This window comes from Methylocystis sp., assembly GCF_051062815.1.
Classification (GTDB): domain Bacteria; phylum Pseudomonadota; class Alphaproteobacteria; order Rhizobiales; family Beijerinckiaceae; genus Methylocystis.
This window is the reverse complement of sequence record NZ_JBPFDU010000095.1, coordinates 1-18,848: the sequence shown is the minus strand read 5'-3', so window position 1 is coordinate 18,848 and position 18,848 is coordinate 1. Positions and strand designations below refer to the sequence as shown.

Below are 18,848 nucleotides of genomic sequence, written 5' to 3'. Positions count from 1 at the left end.
ATACTCGTGCCGAGCACATGTCTTGCGCGACGAAGTTGCGGGATCCTCGTCCGCGGCTTAGTCTTGGAAGCTTGAGCGCTCCGAGCGGGGATCCGTCTCGGAGATTTATTGGGGGCTACTTATACTCAATCTGAGTATAAGCGTGAGGCGCCAAACAATGACACTCCTGACCAGCGACGTTCGAAGCGCGCCGAGCGCGAGGCGCGAGCCTCCGGCACGCGCCCTTGGCGTTGGCCCTCGCGGCCGCTTTCCGGCCCTTCCCCGCCCCGCTCTGGAATGGACGCCCGAGGTCCAGGCCGCGACCGCGCATCTTTACGAGCGCGTGGCGCGCGTCATTCCGCCCGTCGAATGGCCGTTCCACGCCCCTTACGTGAAGGCGATCAACGATCTCAAACATGTGCGCAACGCCACGATCCTTGCGCACAACTACATGACGCCGGAGATCTACCATTGCGTCGCCGATCACATCGGCGACAGCCTGCAGCTCGCCAAGCTTGCCGCGAATTCCGACGCCGACATCATCGTTCAGGGCGGCGTGCATTTCATGGCCGAAACCTCGAAGCTGCTCAATCCGAACAAGGTCGTGCTCACTCCCGACCTGAAGGCGGGCTGCTCGCTTGCGGAGTCGATTACCGGCGCGGACGTGCGCGCGCTGCGCAAGCAATATCCCGGCGTTCCCATCGTCGCCTATGTCAACACCTCAGCCGATGTGAAAGCCGAGGTCGACATCTGCTGCACCTCGTCGAACGCGGTAAAGGTCGTCGAGAGCCTCGGCGCCGAGCGCGTGATCATGGTTCCCGACCGCTATCTGGCGCAGAATGTCGCCGCGCAGACGAAAGTGAAGATCATCGCCTGGAGCGGCGCCTGCGAGGTGCATGAGCGCTTCACCGCCGAAGAGATCGAGAATTATCGCGCCGATCATCCCGGCGTGCAGGTGCTCGCGCATCCGGAATGTCCACGCGAGGTGATCGAGGTTTCGGATTTCGCCGGCTCGACGGCGGCGATGATCGATTTTGTGCGCAGCCGGAAGCCGGCCCGCGTGCTGCTCGTCACCGAATGCTCGATGGCCGACAATGTCGCCGCCGAAACGCCGGACGTCGAATTCGTGCGGCCGTGCAACTTCTGCCCGCATATGAAGCGCATCACGCTGCCGAAAATCCTCGACAGCCTGCTTTACGTCCGCGAAGAAGTGACCGTTGATCCCGCAGTGGCCGAGCGCGCGCGCCGAAGCGTGCAACGGATGATCGATCTAGGCTAGACTGCGGGCCGCTGGGCCTGACTTGAACAGGGCGGACAATGCTGGCGCTCGATGCGACGATTGCGGCCATCGACGCCGCCAATGCCGACGATCCGCGCCGCGTCGAGGGCCGAGCCTTCGAGCAGGTCTACGCCGAGCGCATGAGCGCTCGGCTTGCCGCGCTCTACCCCGACGCCTCCGATCTCCTCAAGATTGCGACGCGCGCGCAACATCTGCGCCGCTGGGAGATCGAGCGCACGACCTATGAGGAAGGCCGTCGCGGCTACAACGACTGGCGGCGCGCCTGCCGCATCCACCACGCCGATCTTGCTGCGCAGATCATGCGGGCGCATGGCTACGACGAAGCGGCCGTCGCGCATGTCGGCGCGCTGATCCGTAAGGAACAGCTCAAGAAAGACCCGGAGTCGCAGGCGCTCGAAAACATCGCCGCGATTGTTTTTCTCGAGCATTACTTCGACGAATTTCTGGAAAAGCATCGGGATTATGCCGACGACAAGCTCGTCGACATTCTCGGCAAGACATTGTGCAAAATGTCGCCCAAGGGTCATGCGGCGGCCCTCGCCCTGCCCTTGCCGCCGCGCGCGCGCAGCCTGGTCGAAGCGGCGATCGCCCGTGAGGCCGCCGCGCTCGCGCGGCTCGCCGCAGTCGCGGTCGACTAGGCGTCGATGCGCGAGAATTTGCCTCCCATCCTCATCGTCGGCGGCGGGCTCGCAGGCGTGTTCTGCGCGCTGAAACTGGCGCCGACGCCCGTGGCGATCTTCGCGCCGACGCCCGTCGGATACAGCGGCTCGTCCTTTTGGGCGCAGGGCGGCATCGCCGCGGCCGTCGAAGAAGGCGACACGCCGGAAAGCCACGCCGACGACACGGTGGCGGCGGGCGGCGGCCTCGTCGAACGCGACATCGCGCTCGGCATGGCGCAAGAAGCGCGCGCGCGCGTCGAAGATCTCGCGGCGATGGGAACGCCCTTCGATCGGTCGGCGCTCGGCGGCTTTCTTCCATCCCAGGAGGCGGCGCATTCGCGTCGGCGCATCGTGCGTGTCCAGGGCGATGTCGCCGGGCGGGCGATCATGGACATTCTGGCCAAGGAAGTCGCCAGAACCCCATCGATCCACATCGTCGAAGGCTATTCCGCGCAGGAGATCGTGGTGCGCGGGGGTCGCGCGGTTGGCGTTCGCGCCCGCGACAACGCCGGCATGATCCACGAGACGCCCTGTGCGGCGCTCATCCTCGCGACGGGCGGAGTTGGCCATCTGTACCGGGTCACGACCAACCCTTTGGAGGCGCGCGGCATTGGCGTCGCTATGGCGGCGCGGGCGGGCGCGCTGATCGCTGACGCGGAGTTTGTTCAGTTTCACCCCACGGCGATCGACATTGACGCCGATCCGGCGCCGCTGGCGACCGAGGCTCTGCGCGGCGAGGGCGCGACGATCGTGGATCGGGATGGCCGACGCTTCATGCTCGACATCGATTCCAATGGAGAGCTTGCGCCGCGCGACATTGTCGCCCGCGGCGTCTTCGCCAGCATCAAGGCTGGAAAGGGCGCGTTTCTCGACGCCCGTTCGGCCATCGGCGCCGAATTCCCGGCGCGCTTTCCGACCGTTTACGCAAGTTGCATGAGCGCCGGGATCGATCCTTCGCGCGAACTGATTCCGATCGCGCCAGCGGCGCATTACCATATGGGGGGAGTCTGGACTGACGACCGCGGGCGCACGAAGCTCGATGGCCTCTGGGCGGTCGGCGAAGTCGCTTCGACCGGCGTTCACGGCGCAAACCGGCTCGCGTCCAATTCTCTTCTCGAGGCGATCGTTTTCGGCGCCCGCGTCGCTGCGGACGTGCTCGCGACGCCGCTCTTGCCGGTCGAATGGCGCCCGAAGGCGGAGCGCCTCGAGCCAGTGCCGCGCGATCGTGATTTCGCGGTCGTCGAAGAGTTGCGCGATCTGATGTCGGCGAATGTGGGCGTCATCCGCAACGGCGCCGGGCTCGCGGTCGCGGTACGGTCGATCCGGCGCATGATCTCGCGAACGAGCGATATTGAGGCGCGCAATATGTTGACGACGGGTCTGTTCATAGCGGCGGCCGCGCTCCAACGACGCGAGAGCCGCGGCGCGCATTTCCGCTCCGACTTTCCGCAGCCGGACCCCGCGCTCGCGCGCCGCTCGCTCACGACGCTCGACGCCGTCCTGCGCGTCGCCGACGAGGTTGAGTCATGATCCCCGATTTGCCCCCGATGCTGATCGAGGAGGCGGTTCGCGCCGCGCTCGCCGAAGATTTGGGCCGCGCCGGCGACGTCACGACGCAGGCGACCATCCTCCCGAGCGCGCAGGCCCGGGCGGGGATTATCGCGCGCGATTCGGGCGTGGTCGCCGGACTTCAGGCGGCGCGCGCCGCCTTCGCGCTGATGGATCGTCAGATCAGCTTCGAAGCGCAGGCGGCCGATGGCGCCCGCGTCGAGCCGGGAACGCTCGCAGCTATCATTTCCGGCCCGGCCCGGCCCATTCTTTCCGCCGAGCGGGTTGCGCTCAATTTTCTTGGCCGGCTGTCCGGCGTCGCCACGCTCACGGCGCGCTACGTCAGCGCCGTCGCCGGCACGTCCGCGCGAATCTGCGACACGCGCAAAACCACGCCCTTGTTGCGCGCCTTGGAGAAATACGCCGTGCGATGCGGCGGCGGCGTCAATCATCGCTTCGGCCTCGACGACGCCGTGCTCATCAAGGATAACCACGTCGCCGTCGCTGGCGGCGTCATCCCGGCGCTCAGAGCCGCCAAGCGGAATATTGGCCATCTCGTCAAAATCGAGGTCGAAGTCGATACGCTCGACCAGCTGCGCGAGGTCCTCGACGAGGGGGCGGACGCCGTGCTGCTCGACAATATGACGCTCGACGATCTGCGCAGCGCCGTGGCGCTCGTCGGCGGCCGCATGATCTGTGAAGCCTCCGGCGGCGTCACGCTCGCCAGCGTGACGGAAATAGCGAAAACCGGCGTCGACTTTATTTCTGTTGGCGCGCTGACGCACTCCGCGCCGGTCTTCGATTTCGGTTTAGATATTGAATTCGTTTGAAAGTATTCGGCGCCGGGATAAAGCGGCTGGCTGCGGCCGACCGCTTCCTTGTCGAGGCGCGCGCTGCTATAAGCCGTCAAGCGTTCCGCGGACTCTCGAGAAACATCCTGAGCCATGCCCTCATTCTTCGCCCGCAAACTGATCAATCGAGTGCGGCGAAGGCTGTGGAGTTCTCCCCTCTCGTCAATGCCGTCGCCCCTGCGCGCCCAGGCGACGCGCGACAAAAATATCGCCGCCGAAATCGGCGACTATGAGCGCGCCTTCGGCTTCGCCCACAGCGCGGGCTCGATGCCCCTGCGCACCTTGCTGCGCATCGAGCGGTTGTTGACCGGGACCGAGATCTTCTCGGCCGAAACGGGCTGCGGAAAATCCACGATCTTTCTTTCGCGCATCGCCGAACGGCACAAGGTTTTCTGCTTTGACGATCGCGGACAGAAAGCGTCCAGCGTCGACTATTTCATGAACTGTCCCGCGACGCGTCCGGACCGTCTCGACCTTGTCTTTGGGCCAACTCAGCTCACGCTGCCGCGACATGAAGACCATTGTCGCTACGACCTCGTCCTGATCGACGGTCCGCACGGCTTTCCGTTCCCCGAGCTCGAATATTATTACTTCTATCCGCACCTGAAGACGGACGGGCTGCTCGTCGTCGACGACATTCATATTCCAACCATTAGCCGGCTCGCGGATTTCCTGAGCGAAGATCACATGTTCGAAAAGGTGGAGTTTGTCGGCTCGACCGCGATCTTCCGCCGAACCGACGCGCCGGTCTTCGATCCGCTGGGCGACGGCTGGTGGCTGCAGGCCTTCAACCGCCGACGCGCGTCGTTTTTGAAAGACATCTATTTGGAGGACGGCAAGAAACGGGCGCCGATCTCCTTCGAAGGGATCTACTGAGGCGCCGCTTGCGCGGCGCTTAGGTTCCGGTCCGCCTGCGACAGACGACCCAAACGCAGGCCGCGCTTCTCCAGCATCTCCGGCAGTCGCGTCGACAGCAGGAAAGCAAGCTCCTGCTCACGCGTGATCGTCACCGGATCGAGCTTGCACAGCTCTTCGTCGACATGGCCTGGATGGCACATGATGAGATGTCTGCGGCCAGGCGCTCGAAGATAGCTTTGAAAGATTCTCGCATAATCAAAGCTCGGGTGAAAATCCGAGAATCCCGCGAAGCCGTCGTTGACGCCGAAGCCGCGCTGGCGCACCTCCCGGCGAAAGCCGCTGGCCAGCGACAGAGCGGAGAGCGCCTTGCGGGCGTTGATGCCGCGCAACAGAATGCGATGTAAGCCATCCCCGGCGTCGCGAACCCAGGCCCGGCCGCCGAGCTTTCGCGCCTCCATCGCGTCAAGCAGCGCCGTCCTGATCCCAGGAAGGACGTGAATATGCTGGTGGCCGTCGACATGGTCCGGCGGACGGTCCATCACCGCTTCGAACCGGTCGAACTGCCGATCGATCTCAGCGCGGATCTCGTCCATAGGCAAACGCCGGCCGAAAGCCATCTGCACAACTTTGGCAAGCGGGGGAAACTCTCCATTCGGCGCGAACTTCGGCATCGACGTGAGAGGCCGCCCCAGGGTGAGATTGAAATGCAGGCCGACGTCCGCGTTTCGACTGCGGCGAGACAGCTCTAGCCCCATGGCGGGCCAGCGGGGACCATTCACCAAAGCCGAAACCGCAGTGAGCCTCCCCGCGTCGAGCGCTTCCAAAATGCCGGCGCTAACCCCATAAGACAGGCTGTAATCGTCCGCGCATACCGCAACAATCTGGTTATCAACCATCGCCCGCTCCTCTGCGCCGCCCAGGCGACTTCGCCTATGCTGCGCCTGTTAATCCTATGCTCCGCCTATAAATATTGGTTTAAACGCCGCCATGAACAGGCCCGATCTATCGTTCGTGATCCCCATCTTCAACGAAGCGCAAAATCTTCGCTCGCTAACGGCCAGACTCGCCTTGGCTGTTGACGCATGCGACGTCTCCTATGAAGCAATCTTCGTCGACGACGGCTCCAGCGACGGGAGTCTGGAGATATTACGCGACCTCTGCGCCGAGGAGCCGCGCTTTCGCGCCCTGTCGCTTTCCCGCAACTTCGGCAAGGAGGTGGCGATCGTCGCCGGGCTCGACGACACGCTGGGACGCGCCGTTATCATCATGGACGCCGACCTGCAGCACCCGCCGGAAGTCATCCCGCAATTCATCCAGAAGTGGCGGGAAGGCTATAAGAACGTCTACGGCGAGCGCATCGACCGAGCGACCGATCCCAAGCTGCGCGTAGCGTTCACTCATGTTTTTTACCGTTTGCTGGAGAACTTTGGCGACGTGCGCCTGCCGCCGGGCGCCGGCGACTTCCGCCTGCTCGACCGGCAGGCGGTCGACGCGCTGCTGACGATGCGCGAGCGCGCGCGCTTCAATAAGGGGCTCTTCGCCTGGATCGGCTTCAAATCGATCGGCGTGCCCTTCGACGTGGAAGGCCGCGCCGGCGGAACGTCAAAATTCAATTTCGTTCAGCTTGCGCGATTTGCGCTCGACGGGCTGATGTCGTTCTCGTCGATTCCGCTCAAGGTGTGGACCTATGTCGGTTTAGCGATCTCCGCCTTCGCGATCGCCATGGCCGGCTACTACTGGGCCCGCACCATGGTTTTTGGCGTGGATACGCCGGGCTTCCCCACTCTGGTGGTCTCGATCGCCTTCTTCTCCGGCGTTCAGCTGATTTCGCTCGGCGTGCTCGGCGAGTATGTCGCCCGCATCTTCAATGAGGTAAAGGGAAGGCCGCTCTATCTCGTCGCCGAGAGGCTGGGCGAGAACGAAGCAACCAACGGCAAAGCGGGCGAGTAGGGCGTCGACAAACTGAAAGCGGGCGGGCTTTCGCAGATGCGTCACGCGCTGCAACTGCACACAGGGGACGAGGCGTGAATCCATGAGCACCGATGCGGGCCGTTCGCTACTGCGCGGCAGGAACATCATCATTGCGGCTGCGGTCGTCGCGCTATTCGGCGCATTCGGCGTCCGCATGTGGCGCTTCGTGGCGCCCCCCTCGCTGCCGACCCTGCTCGAGGGCCTGCCCGAATCGAAAACCGAGGCCGACCAGCGGCTCTTCCAGGCGCGGCTCGCCAAACGCTTTCACCTGGGTTCGACGGAAGTCGACGATCTCATTGATGAGCTGCGCAGCGACGGGTTCACGGTCGACGCCGACAATGACGTCGCCACATACGAACGCCAGGCCGACATTTCCGACAAATGCCGACGCAGCGCCAACATCCACTGGTCTCGGGGCGAAGGCGACGAGCTTGCCACGATCACTGGCGGATACTCCCTGCACTGCCCGCAGCACTGATGGGAGCGCAGGCTTGACCAAATCCTGCTAGGACGATTGCGATGATTCGCAATCTGCTCTCGGTCGGCGGCTTCACCCTGCTCTCGCGCGTGACGGGATTTCTCTCGCTCGCCGTGCAGTCGGCGATCATGGGCGCGGGCGCCGTCTCGGACGCCTTCTTCATCGCCCAGCGCCTGCCCAACAGCTTTCGCCAGATCTTTGGCGAAGGCGCGTTCAGTACGGCTTTCGTTCCATCCTATTCAATGGCGATTGAGCAGAAGGGCGACGCGGCGGCCGAGGAATTCGCCGGCGAAGTCTACACCCTGCTCCTCGCCTCGCAGATCATCTTGCTCGCGATCGTATGGGCGTTGACTCCCCAATTTGTCTCTCTGATCGCGCCGGGCCTCGACGACCGGCCGGAAAAATTCGCGCTGGCCGTCAATCTGACGCGCATCACCTTTCCCTATCTGCTTTTCATCACGCTCTTCGTCTTGCACATGGGCGTCCTGAACGCGCGCGGCCGCTTCGCGCTTCCAGCCTTCGCCCCCGTTCTGATGAATCTTTCCGTGATGGCGGCGCTTGCCGTCGCCTTCCTTTTTCCAAACGCCGGCTATGCGGCGAGTTGGGGCATTACCATCTCCGGCGTTCTGGAGCTCGGACTATTGATGTGGCAGGCGCGGCGCATTGGCGTCCTGCAGCGCTTGCGCAGGCCGCATTGGGCGCGCGTGCGCGATTTCTTCATTCGCCTGGGGCCTGCGATCATCGGGGCGGCCAGTCCGCAGATCGCCGTGCTTGCCGACACAATTCTCTCATCGATGCTTCCCGACGGCGGCGTGTCGTCGATCTCCTATGCGGAGCGGCTCTATCTGCTTCCCGTCGGCGTGATCGGCATCGCCGCCGGCACGGTGCTGCTGCCGGAGATGAGCCGCCGGCTCGCGGCGGGCGATGAGGCGGGCGCGCTTCACGCGCAGAGCCGAACCATGGCGCTCACCGTCGCGCTGGCGGCGCCCTTTTTTATCGCCTTCGACACGATCCCCGAGTTGATCGTCGCGGGACTCTTCCAGCGCGGCAAATTCTCGGCGGCCGACGCCTACGCCGCCGGGGACGTGCTCGCCGCCTATGGCGCCGGTCTCATGGCGCTCGTGCTGATCGCGTCGGCGCGCGCGAGTTTCTATGCGCGCGGCGACACAAGAACGCCGATGCTCGTCGCGTTGGCGGCGCTCGCCGCGAATGTCGCGTTGAAGATCGTGCTGTTTCGACCGCTCGGGGCGGTCGGGCTCGCGACGGCGACGTCCGTCGGATTGTGGATCAACCTCGCCGCGCTCGTCGGACTCGCGCTCGCCCAGAAAGGAATGCGATTCGACGCCGTTTTCGTGAAGACGCTCGGCGCGACATTTGTCGCCTGCGCCTTTCTCGCCGCGGTCGCCATTTTCGGGCGTTCATCCGCCTTGGCTCTTGGCGCGCATTTCGGCGCTCTCGCCAATCTCGTCGCGCTCACCGCGATCGCCGTCGTCGGCGCGCTCGTCTACGCGGGCGTCCTTCTCGGGGCGCTGCGCGCGAGCGGCGTGACAATCGCAAGCCTCAGACGATAGGGATCAAACGAACTGCGCTATGCCTGGGATCGAATCGACGATCTCCCGTAACTTTTCCGGCCCGACTTTCTCTTCGGCATAGCCGAAAATCTCATGACCCAGTGTAGGAATCTGGCCCATATCGATGCCGGCGCCGTTCAGCTTGGCGGCAAGGCCCATCAACCCGCCCATGCCCCCCATCAAGCCCGCAAGCCCGCTTCCGCCGCCCGCGGATTCGGCGGACTGGATCGCCTCAGGGGCGCCGGGAAGCTGAGCGAGTAACTCCGATACGGCGCCGTCACGCGATTCCTTTTGAAGAAATCCCAAAACAAGACCCACCGCGGTCCTGGCGACCTCTGCGTCAACGCCAAGGGCCGCCGAGACGCGCGCCACCAGTTCATCCATTGCAGGCCTCCCCTTCGCAAACCGAAAGAGCCGGACTGTCGCCGCGACTGGAAGGAAAATCAAGCGTTCCGATTGCGCTTATATGCCCGCCGGAGGGCTGACGCGCGCGCAACGCGCGTCAGCCAGACCGTTACGCCCGTTTGCGCAGATCCGTCGGCGAGTCGGTACGCTCACGCAGGGCCGGCAGAATATTCCTGATCTTCTCGGCGCCCTCGGCGCCAAGGATATTTTCGGCGCGCTTCACGACTTCACGCACCAAAGCATCGGTCTGAGCTTCGCTGATTCCGAGCTTTTCAAGCTGTCCGGCAAGAATGTTCACATCGGCGCGGCCGTGGCCGATAAAGCTCGTCATGCCTTCGATGACCTGTGTGACGCCGCCGTCGCCAACCGACTGCGCGGCCTCGATGTCCTCCTGCGCGCGCGGCATCTTCGTGATCATTACCTGCATATTGCCGGTGGTGTCCTTGTCGCGAAGAAAACCGAGCACAAGGCCGAGCGCCGCTTTGGCGACCGTCGGATCAAGTTTCGTCTCGGAGACGACGTTACTGGTAAGCTCTTCCATGGGACATCCTCCACGCGAACCATTGTGGTTGCGGTAGATGTCGCGGCGACGCTGGCCTTCAAGCGTGGCTATACCGCCCAACTAAGCGGCGTCGAGGCCGTAGAGCGAGTGCAGCGTGCGAACGGCGAGTTCGGTATACGCCTCGTCGATCAGCACGGAAAATTTGATCTCCGACGTGGTGATGGCGCGGATATTGACGCCCTTCTGTGACAGAGCGCGAAACGCCTGTGCGGCGACGCCGGCGTGGCTGCGCATGCCGATTCCGATCGCGGAAATCTTGGCCACGTCCTTTTCGCCAGTTATGCTCGCGAAGCCGATCGCGTCCTTGACCTTTTCGATGATTGCAAAGGCGCGCTCGTAATCAGCGGTTCCTACGGTGAAGGTCATGTCGGTCATGCCCTCCTCGGAGACGACCTGCACAATCATGTCGACGTTGATTCCCGCCTCGGCCAAGGGCATGAACACCGCCGCCGCGACGCCCGGCTTGTCGGCGACCCCCCGAAGCGTGATCTGCGCTTCGTCGCGCGAGAAGGCGATGCCTGTGACGACCTGGGCTTCCACAATGTCCTCCTCGTTGCAGATCAGCGTCCCCTGCCCCGGATTTTCCGGATCGTCGAAGGACGAGCGCACGTAGGTCTGCACGCCGTGCACCATCGCGACCTCGACCGAGCGCACCTGTAGGACCTTCGCGCCGAGCGACGCCATTTCCAGCATCTCTTCAAAAGCGATCTTGTCCATGCGCCGCGCCTTCGGCACGACGCGCGGATCGGTGGTGTAAACGCCGTCAACGTCCGTATAGATGTCGCAGCGCTTGGCCTTGATCGCCGCCGCGATGGCGACGGCGCTTGTGTCCGAGCCGCCACGTCCGAGGGTCGTGATCCGCCCGGTTTCACGGTGCACGCCCTGAAAGCCCGCGATGACGGCGACTTCACCGCGGCTGAAGCCTTGGATGATGCCCGAGCCGTCGATCGATTCGATTCGCGCCGCGCCATGCGTGGAGTTGGTGTAGATCGGCGCCTGCCAGCCGAGCCAGGAGCGCGCGGGCATCCCCGCCTTCTGCAACGCCATCGCGAGGAGGCCGGCCGTCACCTGTTCTCCCGAGGCGACGACGGCGTCATATTCGCGCTGGTCGCAAAGCGGCGCCGCCTCCTTGCACCAGGCGACCAGCTCATTGGTCTTGCCGGCCATCGCCGAGACCACCACAGCGACCTCACGTCCAGCATCCACCTCGCGCTTCACATGGCGCGCGACATTGTGGATGCGTTCGACGGTGGCGACCGAGGTGCCGCCGAATTTCATAACCAGGCGTGACATGAAGACCGAAAATGGGCGAGGCGCTCGCGTCCCACAGGAAGCGGCGCTATATGTGTCCGCGTCGGCGGACCTGTCAACGGCGGTCGCGCCAAGGAATCTTGCTTAAGCTCCTCGTCCTTCGAGACGCGCGCTTCGCGCGCTCCTCAGGATGAGGAGCTTTCGCATCATTCCCTGACCTCATCCTGAGGAGCCGCCGCAGGCGGCGTCTCGAAGGACGAGGACAGGGGAATTAACTTCTCAAAAATTTCGCGAGGTTCCTCTTGCCCCAACAGTCCGCTCCCCACTCCGCCAGCGTCGATCCCGAAGACGTCGCGCGTTTCAACCGCCTGGCCGAACTCTGGTGGGACAAGAACGGCAAGATGGGGATTCTCCATGAGATCAACCCCATTCGGGTCGCCTATATCCGCGATCACGTGCGCCGGTTCATCCGACATGACGCCAGCGCCTTAAACGCGCCCGGAGACCGACCGCTGGAGGGCGTGCGCATCGCCGATATCGGCTGCGGCGGCGGCATATTGAGCGAATCGCTGGCTCAGCTCGGCGCTCATGTGACCGGGGTCGACCCCGCGACCAACAACATCGCCATCGCGAAACGGCACGCCGAAACGTCCGGGCTGGACATCGATTATCGCAATATCACCGCCGAAGACCTCGCCGCGGCCGGCGAGCAGTTCGATGCGGTGGCGGCGCTCGAGGTCATCGAGCATGTGGAAGGGCCACGGGAATTCGTCGCCATGCTGGGGCGGCTGCTGAAGCCCGGCGGGCTGCTCTTTCTGGCGACGATCGACCGGACGACGAAAAGCTATCTGCTGGCCATCGTCGCCGCCGAATATGTGCTCGGCTGGGTGCCGAAAGGCACCCATAACCATGACAAATTCATCCGCCCGGACGAGCTCTCGTCATGGGTGCGTCACAGCGGCATGCGGGAGATCGACCGTGTCGGCATGAGCTTCCAGCCGCTGACCAGAAGCTGGCGAAAAAGCCACGATACGGACGTCAATTACTTGATGGCGGCTCGAAAAGAAGGCTAGGCTCGGGCCGGCCGAGGAGCGAGAACGCGCTGAAGCTCTTGTTCGCGCCCGCCGTCGCCGGTAAAATCTGAGCCTATGCTTAGAGATTCTCGCACGCGCTCCCGTCTTTTCGTCACTGTCGTCGCCATCGGACTGGCGATCGCCTTCGCTTTTAACGCTGCCGAAGCGAAGCCCAAGTCGGGCGCCGAGGACGCCCCGGCCGAGGACGCAAGCGCCAAAGCCAACAAGCGAAAGCCGACAAAAAACGAAAAAGCCGAGAAACCGGCCGACAAAGGCTCCGACAAGCCGGAGCAGCTCGGCAGCTATGGGGAATGGGGCGCCTACGCCGCCCAGAGCGGGCGCAGCAGGACCTGCTATGCGCTCGGACAGCCCAAGGAGCGGGCGCCGAAAGCGAAGCTCAAAGACACCTCCGCCTACATTTTTATCTCGACGCGACCCGTGGAAAATATCCACAATGAAGTCGCGATCAATCTGGGCTATCCGACCAAGGACGGCTCCGCTGCGATCGCCGACATCGACGGCGAGAGCTACGAACTGATCACCAAGGGAACGAACGCCTGGGTGAAGGATCAGTCGCGGGAGCGCGAATTCGTCGGCGCGATGCGCGGCGGCGCCAAGCTCGTCGTCAAGGCCGCTTCGTCTAAAGGGACAAGCACCACCGACAGCTATTCGCTCAAGGGATTGTCGGACGCGCTCGCCCGCGCCGTCCAGGAGTGCAAGTAGATCCTACCGCGGCCGGACTGCCGTTATCGGATCGTTCTTGACCGACGCCGCGATTGAACGGATCTCCGTCGCCACGCCAGGATATTTCGACGCCAGTTGATCGAGATCGCCGATTTCAACGTCCTGAGGCGTGACGCCCGGCCATTCGGTGCTGGCGCCGAAAAACCAGCGTCCGCCGCCCAGAAGCCGCGCCGTGTGAAATGTGTCGCCGGGAATCAGCAGCTGAACGCGCTGGCCGGCGCGCAGATCCGGTCCAACCACCACGCGCTCGGTTGAGCCGTCGCCATGCAGCATGAACAGCTCCAGCGGATCGCCCAGATAAAAATGATAGAGCTGATCGTTGCGAATTCGGTGCAGCCGAACCGGCGCGTGCGGCGTCACCAGAAAGTAGAGCGCTGAACCCACTGGCCCGCTGCGCGCGAAGGGCGGCGGCAAGGCGTCCGCGCCAAAGGACAGCCTGCTCGTATAGGTGATGCGGACGAAGCCGCATGTCGCATTAGGCTCGAGCGCGAGCAGATCGACGATGTCTTCATGGCTCAGAGCTTCGGACATGGCGGACCCTCCAGTTTGAGCCAATGGCGATGGCGGAGAATTCGATAACATGTGGGCAAGCCGAACGGCAGGCCTTCCGGCGCATCGGGCGACGCCTGGGTCCACCAAGTATAAAATTCATGATACCAAGTATTTGACCAACAGAAATACTGTCTGTGGTCCTTGTTTCCGTGCACCGTTTCCGCAGACTACGCCCAGCCATGGCAGTCCCCCTGTAGCTGTCCTGGTGGACGGCGGCGGTTTTCATCGCTGCATCATCCGTCGCCGTCCCTGTCCTTCCGGCGAAAGCCGAACAACACAAAATGGGAGAGGCAAATGGCCGTTAATGTTCACGACGGCGAAGTCGGCAAGATCCTCGTGTATCTGATCGGCTTCACCGCTTTCGTCATCGTCGCTCTTACCTGGGTTCCGCATTGGATCTCGCCTGACAGCGCGAACATCACCGGAAACACCGGCAACACGGCGCGCATGATCGAGTGAGACGTCGCGACGCTCCGGGAGCCGTCCCTTCCGGAGCGTCGACGCCGGGGCGTCGCGCCAGTTGCAAAGCAAATTCGTTTCCGGCATAACGACGCCGCGACGGTTCGGCGTTACGCATAACCGGCGCTACGGATGCGGGTGTAGCTCAGGGGTAGAGCACAACCTTGCCAAGGTTGGGGTCGAGGGTTCGAATCCCTTCGCCCGCTCCAATTCAACGCGCTCCGCAAATTCGTCCCCACTGCGGAGACCGGGGTCAGATGCTGGCGACGCGCGCCCCCGCGAAAATCAATCTTACGCTTCATGTCCTCGGCCGTCGGGAAGACGGCTACCACGCGCTCGAAAGCCTCGTCGCCTTTTCCGGCGCGGGAGACACATTGTCCCTCACGCCGGGCGACGCGCTGTCGTTCGAGATTTCGGGCCCCACCTCCTCGGCCGCAGGCGCCGGCGACGACAATCTCGTGCTGCGCGCCGCACGATGCCTCGCCGAAGAGATTAGCGGCCTGCGACTCGGCCGGTTTCGACTCGAGAAGCGTCTGCCTGTCGCGGCCGGCATTGGCGGCGGCTCGTCGGACGCCGCCGCGGCGCTGCGCCTTTTGGCCAAGGCGAATCATCTCGCGCCGGACGACCCGCGCCTCATCGAGATCGCGCGCGCCATTGGCTCGGACGTGCCGGTCTGCCTCGACCCGCGCGCGCGGATGATGCGCGGCGCCGGCGAAACGCTCGGCGAACCGATTCGCCTGCCGCTCCTGCCGGCCGTGCTGATCAACCCCGGCGCGCCGGTGGCGACCGGACCGGTCTTCGCCGCGCTGGGACTGCGACCTGGCGCGTTGCGGGAAGGCGCCGCGCATGCCGACATCGCCGCCCGGCCAAGCGCGGACGAACTCCTTGCGGCGCTGGCGAAAGGGCGCAACGACCTCGAAGACGCCGCCTGTCTGCAGGCGCCCGTGATCGTCGATGCGCTCGCCATGTTACGCGGCGCCCGCGGCTGCAGGCTCGCGCGGATGTCCGGCTCGGGCGCGACATGCTTCGCGCTGTTTTCGACGCGGCGCGAGGCTGTGCGCGCCGCCAGCGTCATTCGCGCCCAGCATCCGGGATGGTGGGTCAAGACGGCCGTGCTGAGATGACCCGCCGGCCGCCGCCCAAGGACCGCAGCGCGCATGAGAGGGGCCGGCGCGCGACGGTCGCAAAGTCCGAGACGCGCAGCCCGTTCCGCTCCGCCTCGCCCGACCTCGTCACACTTTACGGCGCTCATCCCGTGCGCGCCGCGCTGACGGCGCGCAAGCGCAAGCTGCTGACGCTTTACGCGACCGAAACCGCGCTGCCGCGCATCAATGAGCTCGCGCTGGCGGCGGGACTCGAGCCGCGCCTCGTCGACGCGCGCGATCTCGAGCGGCGGCTCGGTCCCGAGGCCGTGCATCAAGGCTTGCTGCTCGAAGCGCGGCCGCTGCCGGAAGCGGACATTTCCGACATCGTCAGCGTCAGCGGCGTCGTGCTCGCGCTGGACCAGATCACCGATCCGCATAATGTCGGGGCGATCCTGCGCACGGCCTGCGCCTTTAACGTCGACGCGGTGATTGTCACGGAACGGCATAGTCCGGAGTTTTCCGGCGTCCTCGCCAAAGCGGCCTCGGGCGCGCTGGAGTTCGTAACGATCGTCGCCGTCGTCAATCTGGCGCGCGCCCTCGACGACCTCGCCGCGCGCGGCTATGCGCGCGTCGGACTCGATTCGGACGGCGCCGAATCGCTCTCGACCATTCCGCTGTCCAAGCCGCTGGTGCTCGCGCTCGGCGCCGAGGATAAGGGATTGCGGCGCCTCACGCGCGAACGCTGCGACGCCGTCGCGCGGCTCGATCTTCCCGGGCCGATCAAGAGCCTCAATGTGTCGAACGCCTGCGCCGCCGCGCTGAGCGTGGTGACAACGCGGCTCGGATAAAGCCCGGGATTGACCTCTCCGCCGGCTTGGACGCATAGAGAAGCCGCGCGATGCGCCTCGATGACGCCACGGGCCGGTTTAGCTCAGCTGGTAGAGCAACTGATTTGTAATCAGTAGGTCGCGGGTTCGAATCCTGCAACCGGCACCAATGAAATCAGATAGTTAATCGCTGTTCCGATGATGTTTTGACGCGGGCCACGACAGCGAATAAGCACCAGATAAGCACGGCGTGCGATGTCGGGGCGCTCGGCTCTGCCGCTGCGCTCCGCAATTTTCAAGAGCGCGTCTCGTCAGCCCGCCAATCGTCGCATCGCTCGGGGTCCGTCATCGCCGGCTTGGCACGAATGGCGCGCGTCTGCATTGCCTCTCAAAACAATATCACTTGACATACATGATATCACATATCAGAATTGATATTATCGCAATCAAGCGATATCAGGAGAACTGAATTGGCTACCTCTAACTTTGCCCTACGGATCGCTCCGGAACTGAAGGACGCGGCCAAGGCGCTAACGAAAATCTACGTGTGGAAGGATGGCGTCTCCATCCTCAGCCCAGGCTCCAGCATCAACGATGTTTTCAGCTTTCTGATTCGGCGCGGCCTTGCAGATATAGAGCCGATGATCGCTGCGAATCTCGCCGACGAAACGGCAAACCTCGAAATACAAAAAACCCTCGCCATGTGGCTTATCACCAACTCGACCGCAAGCCATGTGGTGGCAGATGACCTTGAGAAGGGGACTCCTGCGCGTGTCTACCTCGAAAAAATTGCCGCCGAGGTTGAAGATGCAGACCTAGGCTATGACTGCGGCAGCTACAGGGGCGAAGATCGCGCCAGCGTGATGGATGGTCTGGCCTACAAGCAACACGAAGTCACGGCAGTCAACAAGGCGCTATCAGATGTTCGCAACGCGCTTGCCGCGTCAAGTAGCTGGCGCAGCAACGCCGCTTAATGCAGCCCCTCCGCGAGCGCCCCGCCGTTACATCCACGGTCGGGGCGCTCTTTTGCGACCGGAGCCGCAGTCAGACGAACAAGCTCAACTCTTCGCGCCTGAACTTCTCAAGCTCCGCGTCGAGGCGCTCGAAGTATGCTTCGTCAGCGAAGATTTTGTTGTCGGCGAAGCAGTTGCAAGCGATGTTCTCGAAGGCTCCACGCAAATCGTCGTCTTCGCCCATGGGTATGAACGAAGCGACGTATGCGTTGACATCATTGAAGACGCGCTCGCAAAGAACTTCCTCGATGACTTCAAGCCCTTCGGCGACAGCCATAGCGCGCCTGGCCTCAACGAGCGTTTTCGCGAGTGCGAGAGCGCTGTCCTTATAAATATGCCTATTGGCCGGATTGCACTCCACTGAGCGCTTAAAAACGGCTATGCGGGCATCGTCGTTGTGATCTTGAAAATACACGACCTGACCTTCCTCGCGTCCCTGCGGACGTAGTTCGATTGGTGAGATAGGAGGAAGGTCACGGCCCCTCTTTGACTGGATTCCGTCTCTGGACACTGGCTCGAAAGCGCTCGTCTCTGGACTCTATCGCTGCTGGCGGGGGTCGCCGCTCGCGTGACCTAAAATCAAGGTGACATAAGCGGCGCAGAAGTCAAGGCAGATTGAAAAAACCGCGCGTCTCGATTGACGCCAAGATCGCGCTCAGCCTTGCCGGTCGCCTTGGCGGTAGCGGCGGTGAAGCTGGTCTCGGCATTTTTTGCCGAGACCACATTTTTTGTATGTTGGTTCCCTCGAAATGCGCCACCTTCGTTGGGGCGCTTCGTCTCCGGGTGCAGAATCTCGTAAATCTCTTTGCGGCGGGCGACGGCGCGAGCCTGGCGCGATCCTGAGCCGCCATAAAGCCCGACGCTTTCGCATCGAGCCTATGGCGAGCGGGAACATCACTCCGCAGCGCTGATGAATTGAAGCTCGCGCACGTCGCTAAGCGGCAAGCGCACGGTTTTCCCATCCAACTCGATTTCAAGCCACCCATCGTTCCCGAAAGCCTCGACCTTCGCGCGGATGATCGCGAAGCATTCCCTTTCTGCGTGTTCCATCGTCGTGTTCCTCATCGTCCACATTCAAGCTCACGCTGATGATGGAACAACAGAATCGCCAATCACGCAAGCGAAAATGTTTCATAAGCAGTTGATATTTAATCAGCTTTTTCTGATCTCAGTCAGAGTTTTCTGATTTTGTCGCGTGCCGCACTGTGTCGTTTTCAGCGATCAAGCGAACGCCATTGGCGATGAACTCGACGCCGGCTTTCTCCAATGCCTCGCGAACATCAACGAGCGTCCTGTCGTATGGCGCGCGCTTGCCAGCTTCGAAGTCCGCGAGCGTCGCCACAGACACGCTTGAGCGCTTCGCCAGTTCGCCCCGAGACCAATTAAGCAGCGCCCGTGCGGCTCGGGATTGCTCCGGGCTGATAGTTAATTTATCTGACATTAGATGTTTTCTCTTGACTTCGACCTATGGATTAGACAAAATATATTACATTAGAGATTTAAACAAGGGCCGCCGCCATGTCATCCAGCTTCAACCGCTCCGCCATCATGAAGGCCGCGCACTTCATGGCCCGCTGGCGCGTTCAATCCGTCGGCGGCTCCTATCGAGAATGGCTCGCCAAGGCGCTGGCCGCTGAATGGAAGAAGGCCAAGGCGGCGCGC

At 63.2% G+C, this 18,848-nt stretch carries 21 protein-coding genes and 2 tRNA genes; 16 read left to right on the top strand and 7 right to left on the bottom strand.

The window, feature by feature from the left end; genetic code table 11:
* Positions 1 to 157: 157 nt before the first annotated feature.
* The 5 genes from nadA (at position 158) to ACR65W_RS19685 (ending at position 5,213) form a co-directional block, all read left to right on the top strand.
* Positions 158 to 1,258 (top strand): quinolinate synthase NadA, encoded by a 1,101-nt coding sequence (nadA, locus tag ACR65W_RS19705; RefSeq protein WP_434499259.1) that lies wholly within the window; start codon positions 158 to 160, stop codon positions 1,256 to 1,258.
* Between the two features lie 38 nt (positions 1,259 to 1,296).
* Entirely contained in the window at positions 1,297 to 1,917 is a 621-nt protein-coding gene (locus ACR65W_RS19700) for a DUF4202 domain-containing protein (RefSeq protein ID WP_434499258.1), read from the top strand.
* A 6-nt stretch (positions 1,918 to 1,923) separates the two neighbouring features.
* Entirely contained in the window at positions 1,924 to 3,468 is a 1,545-nt protein-coding gene (locus tag ACR65W_RS19695) for an L-aspartate oxidase (protein WP_434499257.1), read from the top strand.
* Complete coding sequence (gene nadC / locus ACR65W_RS19690; protein ID WP_434499256.1) at positions 3,465 to 4,316, top strand: carboxylating nicotinate-nucleotide diphosphorylase; 852 nt, start codon at positions 3,465 to 3,467, stop codon at positions 4,314 to 4,316. The genes ACR65W_RS19695 and nadC overlap by 4 nt, the downstream gene beginning before the upstream one ends.
* Before the next feature lie 150 nt (positions 4,317 to 4,466).
* On the top strand, positions 4,467 to 5,213 hold the full coding sequence (locus ACR65W_RS19685; protein ID WP_434503042.1) for a class I SAM-dependent methyltransferase: 747 nt from the start codon (positions 4,467 to 4,469) through the stop codon (positions 5,211 to 5,213).
* Here ACR65W_RS19685 and ACR65W_RS19680 read toward each other — a convergent pair.
* On the bottom strand, positions 5,207 to 6,091 hold the full coding sequence (locus ACR65W_RS19680; protein ID WP_434499254.1) for a ChbG/HpnK family deacetylase: 885 nt from the start codon (positions 6,089 to 6,091) through the stop codon (positions 5,207 to 5,209). The two genes, ACR65W_RS19685 and ACR65W_RS19680, sit on opposite strands and share 7 nt — an antisense overlap.
* 91 nt (positions 6,092 to 6,182) lie before the next feature.
* Between ACR65W_RS19680 and ACR65W_RS19675 the strand changes: the two genes are divergently transcribed.
* The 3 genes from ACR65W_RS19675 (at position 6,183) to murJ (ending at position 9,215) form a co-directional block, all read left to right on the top strand.
* Entirely contained in the window at positions 6,183 to 7,145 is a 963-nt protein-coding gene (locus tag ACR65W_RS19675) for a glycosyltransferase family 2 protein (RefSeq protein ID WP_434499253.1), read from the top strand.
* An 82-nt stretch (positions 7,146 to 7,227) separates the two neighbouring features.
* Positions 7,228 to 7,644, top strand: coding sequence for a hypothetical protein (locus tag ACR65W_RS19670; RefSeq protein ID WP_434499252.1), 417 nt, complete (start codon positions 7,228 to 7,230; stop codon positions 7,642 to 7,644).
* 41 nt (positions 7,645 to 7,685) lie between these two features.
* Positions 7,686 to 9,215 carry a murein biosynthesis integral membrane protein MurJ gene (gene murJ / locus ACR65W_RS19665; protein WP_434499251.1) on the top strand — a complete coding sequence of 510 codons (1,530 nt, stop codon included), beginning with the start codon at positions 7,686 to 7,688 and terminating at the stop codon, positions 9,213 to 9,215.
* 3 nt (positions 9,216 to 9,218) lie between these two features.
* On the opposite strand, the gene ACR65W_RS19660 is transcribed toward murJ, so the two are convergent.
* From ACR65W_RS19660 to ACR65W_RS19650, 3 genes are all read right to left on the bottom strand, one after another.
* On the bottom strand, positions 9,219 to 9,599 hold the full coding sequence (locus tag ACR65W_RS19660; protein WP_434499250.1) for a DUF2267 domain-containing protein: 381 nt from the start codon (positions 9,597 to 9,599) through the stop codon (positions 9,219 to 9,221).
* Positions 9,600 to 9,729: 130 nt separating this feature from the next.
* On the bottom strand, positions 9,730 to 10,161 hold the full coding sequence (locus ACR65W_RS19655; RefSeq protein WP_434499249.1) for a hypothetical protein: 432 nt from the start codon (positions 10,159 to 10,161) through the stop codon (positions 9,730 to 9,732).
* A gap of 81 nt (positions 10,162 to 10,242) precedes the next feature.
* Positions 10,243 to 11,475 carry an aspartate kinase gene (locus ACR65W_RS19650; protein ID WP_434503040.1) on the bottom strand — a complete coding sequence of 411 codons (1,233 nt, stop codon included), beginning with the start codon at positions 11,473 to 11,475 and terminating at the stop codon, positions 10,243 to 10,245.
* Between the two features lie 260 nt (positions 11,476 to 11,735).
* Here ACR65W_RS19650 and ubiG point away from each other — a divergent pair, with 260 nt between their 5' ends.
* Together ubiG and ACR65W_RS19640 are read left to right on the top strand one after the other, a co-directional pair.
* Positions 11,736 to 12,506 carry a bifunctional 2-polyprenyl-6-hydroxyphenol methylase/3-demethylubiquinol 3-O-methyltransferase UbiG gene (gene ubiG, locus ACR65W_RS19645; RefSeq protein ID WP_434503038.1) on the top strand — a complete coding sequence of 257 codons (771 nt, stop codon included), beginning with the start codon at positions 11,736 to 11,738 and terminating at the stop codon, positions 12,504 to 12,506.
* Between the two features lie 75 nt (positions 12,507 to 12,581).
* Entirely contained in the window at positions 12,582 to 13,229 is a 648-nt protein-coding gene (locus ACR65W_RS19640; RefSeq protein ID WP_434501523.1) for an invasion associated locus B family protein, read from the top strand.
* 3 nt (positions 13,230 to 13,232) lie between these two features.
* Here the strand turns inward: ACR65W_RS19640 and ACR65W_RS19635 are convergent, their stop codons facing one another.
* Entirely contained in the window at positions 13,233 to 13,781 is a 549-nt protein-coding gene (locus tag ACR65W_RS19635; protein ID WP_434501524.1) for a cupin domain-containing protein, read from the bottom strand.
* 315 nt (positions 13,782 to 14,096) lie between these two features.
* Here ACR65W_RS19635 and ACR65W_RS19630 point away from each other — a divergent pair, with 315 nt between their 5' ends.
* The 6 genes from ACR65W_RS19630 to ACR65W_RS19605 all read left to right on the top strand — a co-directional run bounded on the left by ACR65W_RS19630 (position 14,097) and on the right by ACR65W_RS19605 (position 17,147).
* Positions 14,097 to 14,261 carry a hypothetical protein gene (locus tag ACR65W_RS19630; protein ID WP_170162507.1) on the top strand — a complete coding sequence of 55 codons (165 nt, stop codon included), beginning with the start codon at positions 14,097 to 14,099 and terminating at the stop codon, positions 14,259 to 14,261.
* 134 nt (positions 14,262 to 14,395) lie between these two features.
* Positions 14,396 to 14,470: transfer RNA gene (locus ACR65W_RS19625), tRNA-Gly, on the top strand.
* 48 nt (positions 14,471 to 14,518) lie between these two features.
* A complete protein-coding gene (locus ACR65W_RS19620; protein ID WP_434501525.1) occupies positions 14,519 to 15,385 on the top strand; it encodes a 4-(cytidine 5'-diphospho)-2-C-methyl-D-erythritol kinase in 867 nt (288 codons plus the stop codon).
* Positions 15,382 to 16,194, top strand: coding sequence for a TrmH family RNA methyltransferase (locus ACR65W_RS19615; protein WP_434501526.1), 813 nt, complete (start codon positions 15,382 to 15,384; stop codon positions 16,192 to 16,194). Before ACR65W_RS19620 ends, ACR65W_RS19615 begins: the two co-directional genes overlap by 4 nt.
* Positions 16,195 to 16,266: 72 nt before the next feature.
* Positions 16,267 to 16,342, top strand: a tRNA-Thr gene (locus ACR65W_RS19610).
* A gap of 301 nt (positions 16,343 to 16,643) precedes the next feature.
* The gene (locus ACR65W_RS19605) at positions 16,644 to 17,147 is read left to right on the top strand and encodes a hypothetical protein (RefSeq protein ID WP_434503037.1); all 504 of its coding nucleotides are present in this window, start codon (positions 16,644 to 16,646) and stop codon (positions 17,145 to 17,147) included.
* A 70-nt stretch (positions 17,148 to 17,217) separates the two neighbouring features.
* Here ACR65W_RS19605 and ACR65W_RS19600 read toward each other — a convergent pair whose 3' ends face one another.
* Both ACR65W_RS19600 and ACR65W_RS19595 read right to left on the bottom strand, forming a co-directional pair.
* Positions 17,218 to 17,601, bottom strand: coding sequence for a hypothetical protein (locus tag ACR65W_RS19600; protein WP_434503035.1), 384 nt, complete (start codon positions 17,599 to 17,601; stop codon positions 17,218 to 17,220).
* 753 nt (positions 17,602 to 18,354) lie between these two features.
* A complete protein-coding gene (locus ACR65W_RS19595; RefSeq protein ID WP_434503033.1) occupies positions 18,355 to 18,627 on the bottom strand; it encodes a helix-turn-helix domain-containing protein in 273 nt (90 codons plus the stop codon).
* Positions 18,628 to 18,848 lie beyond the last annotated feature (221 nt).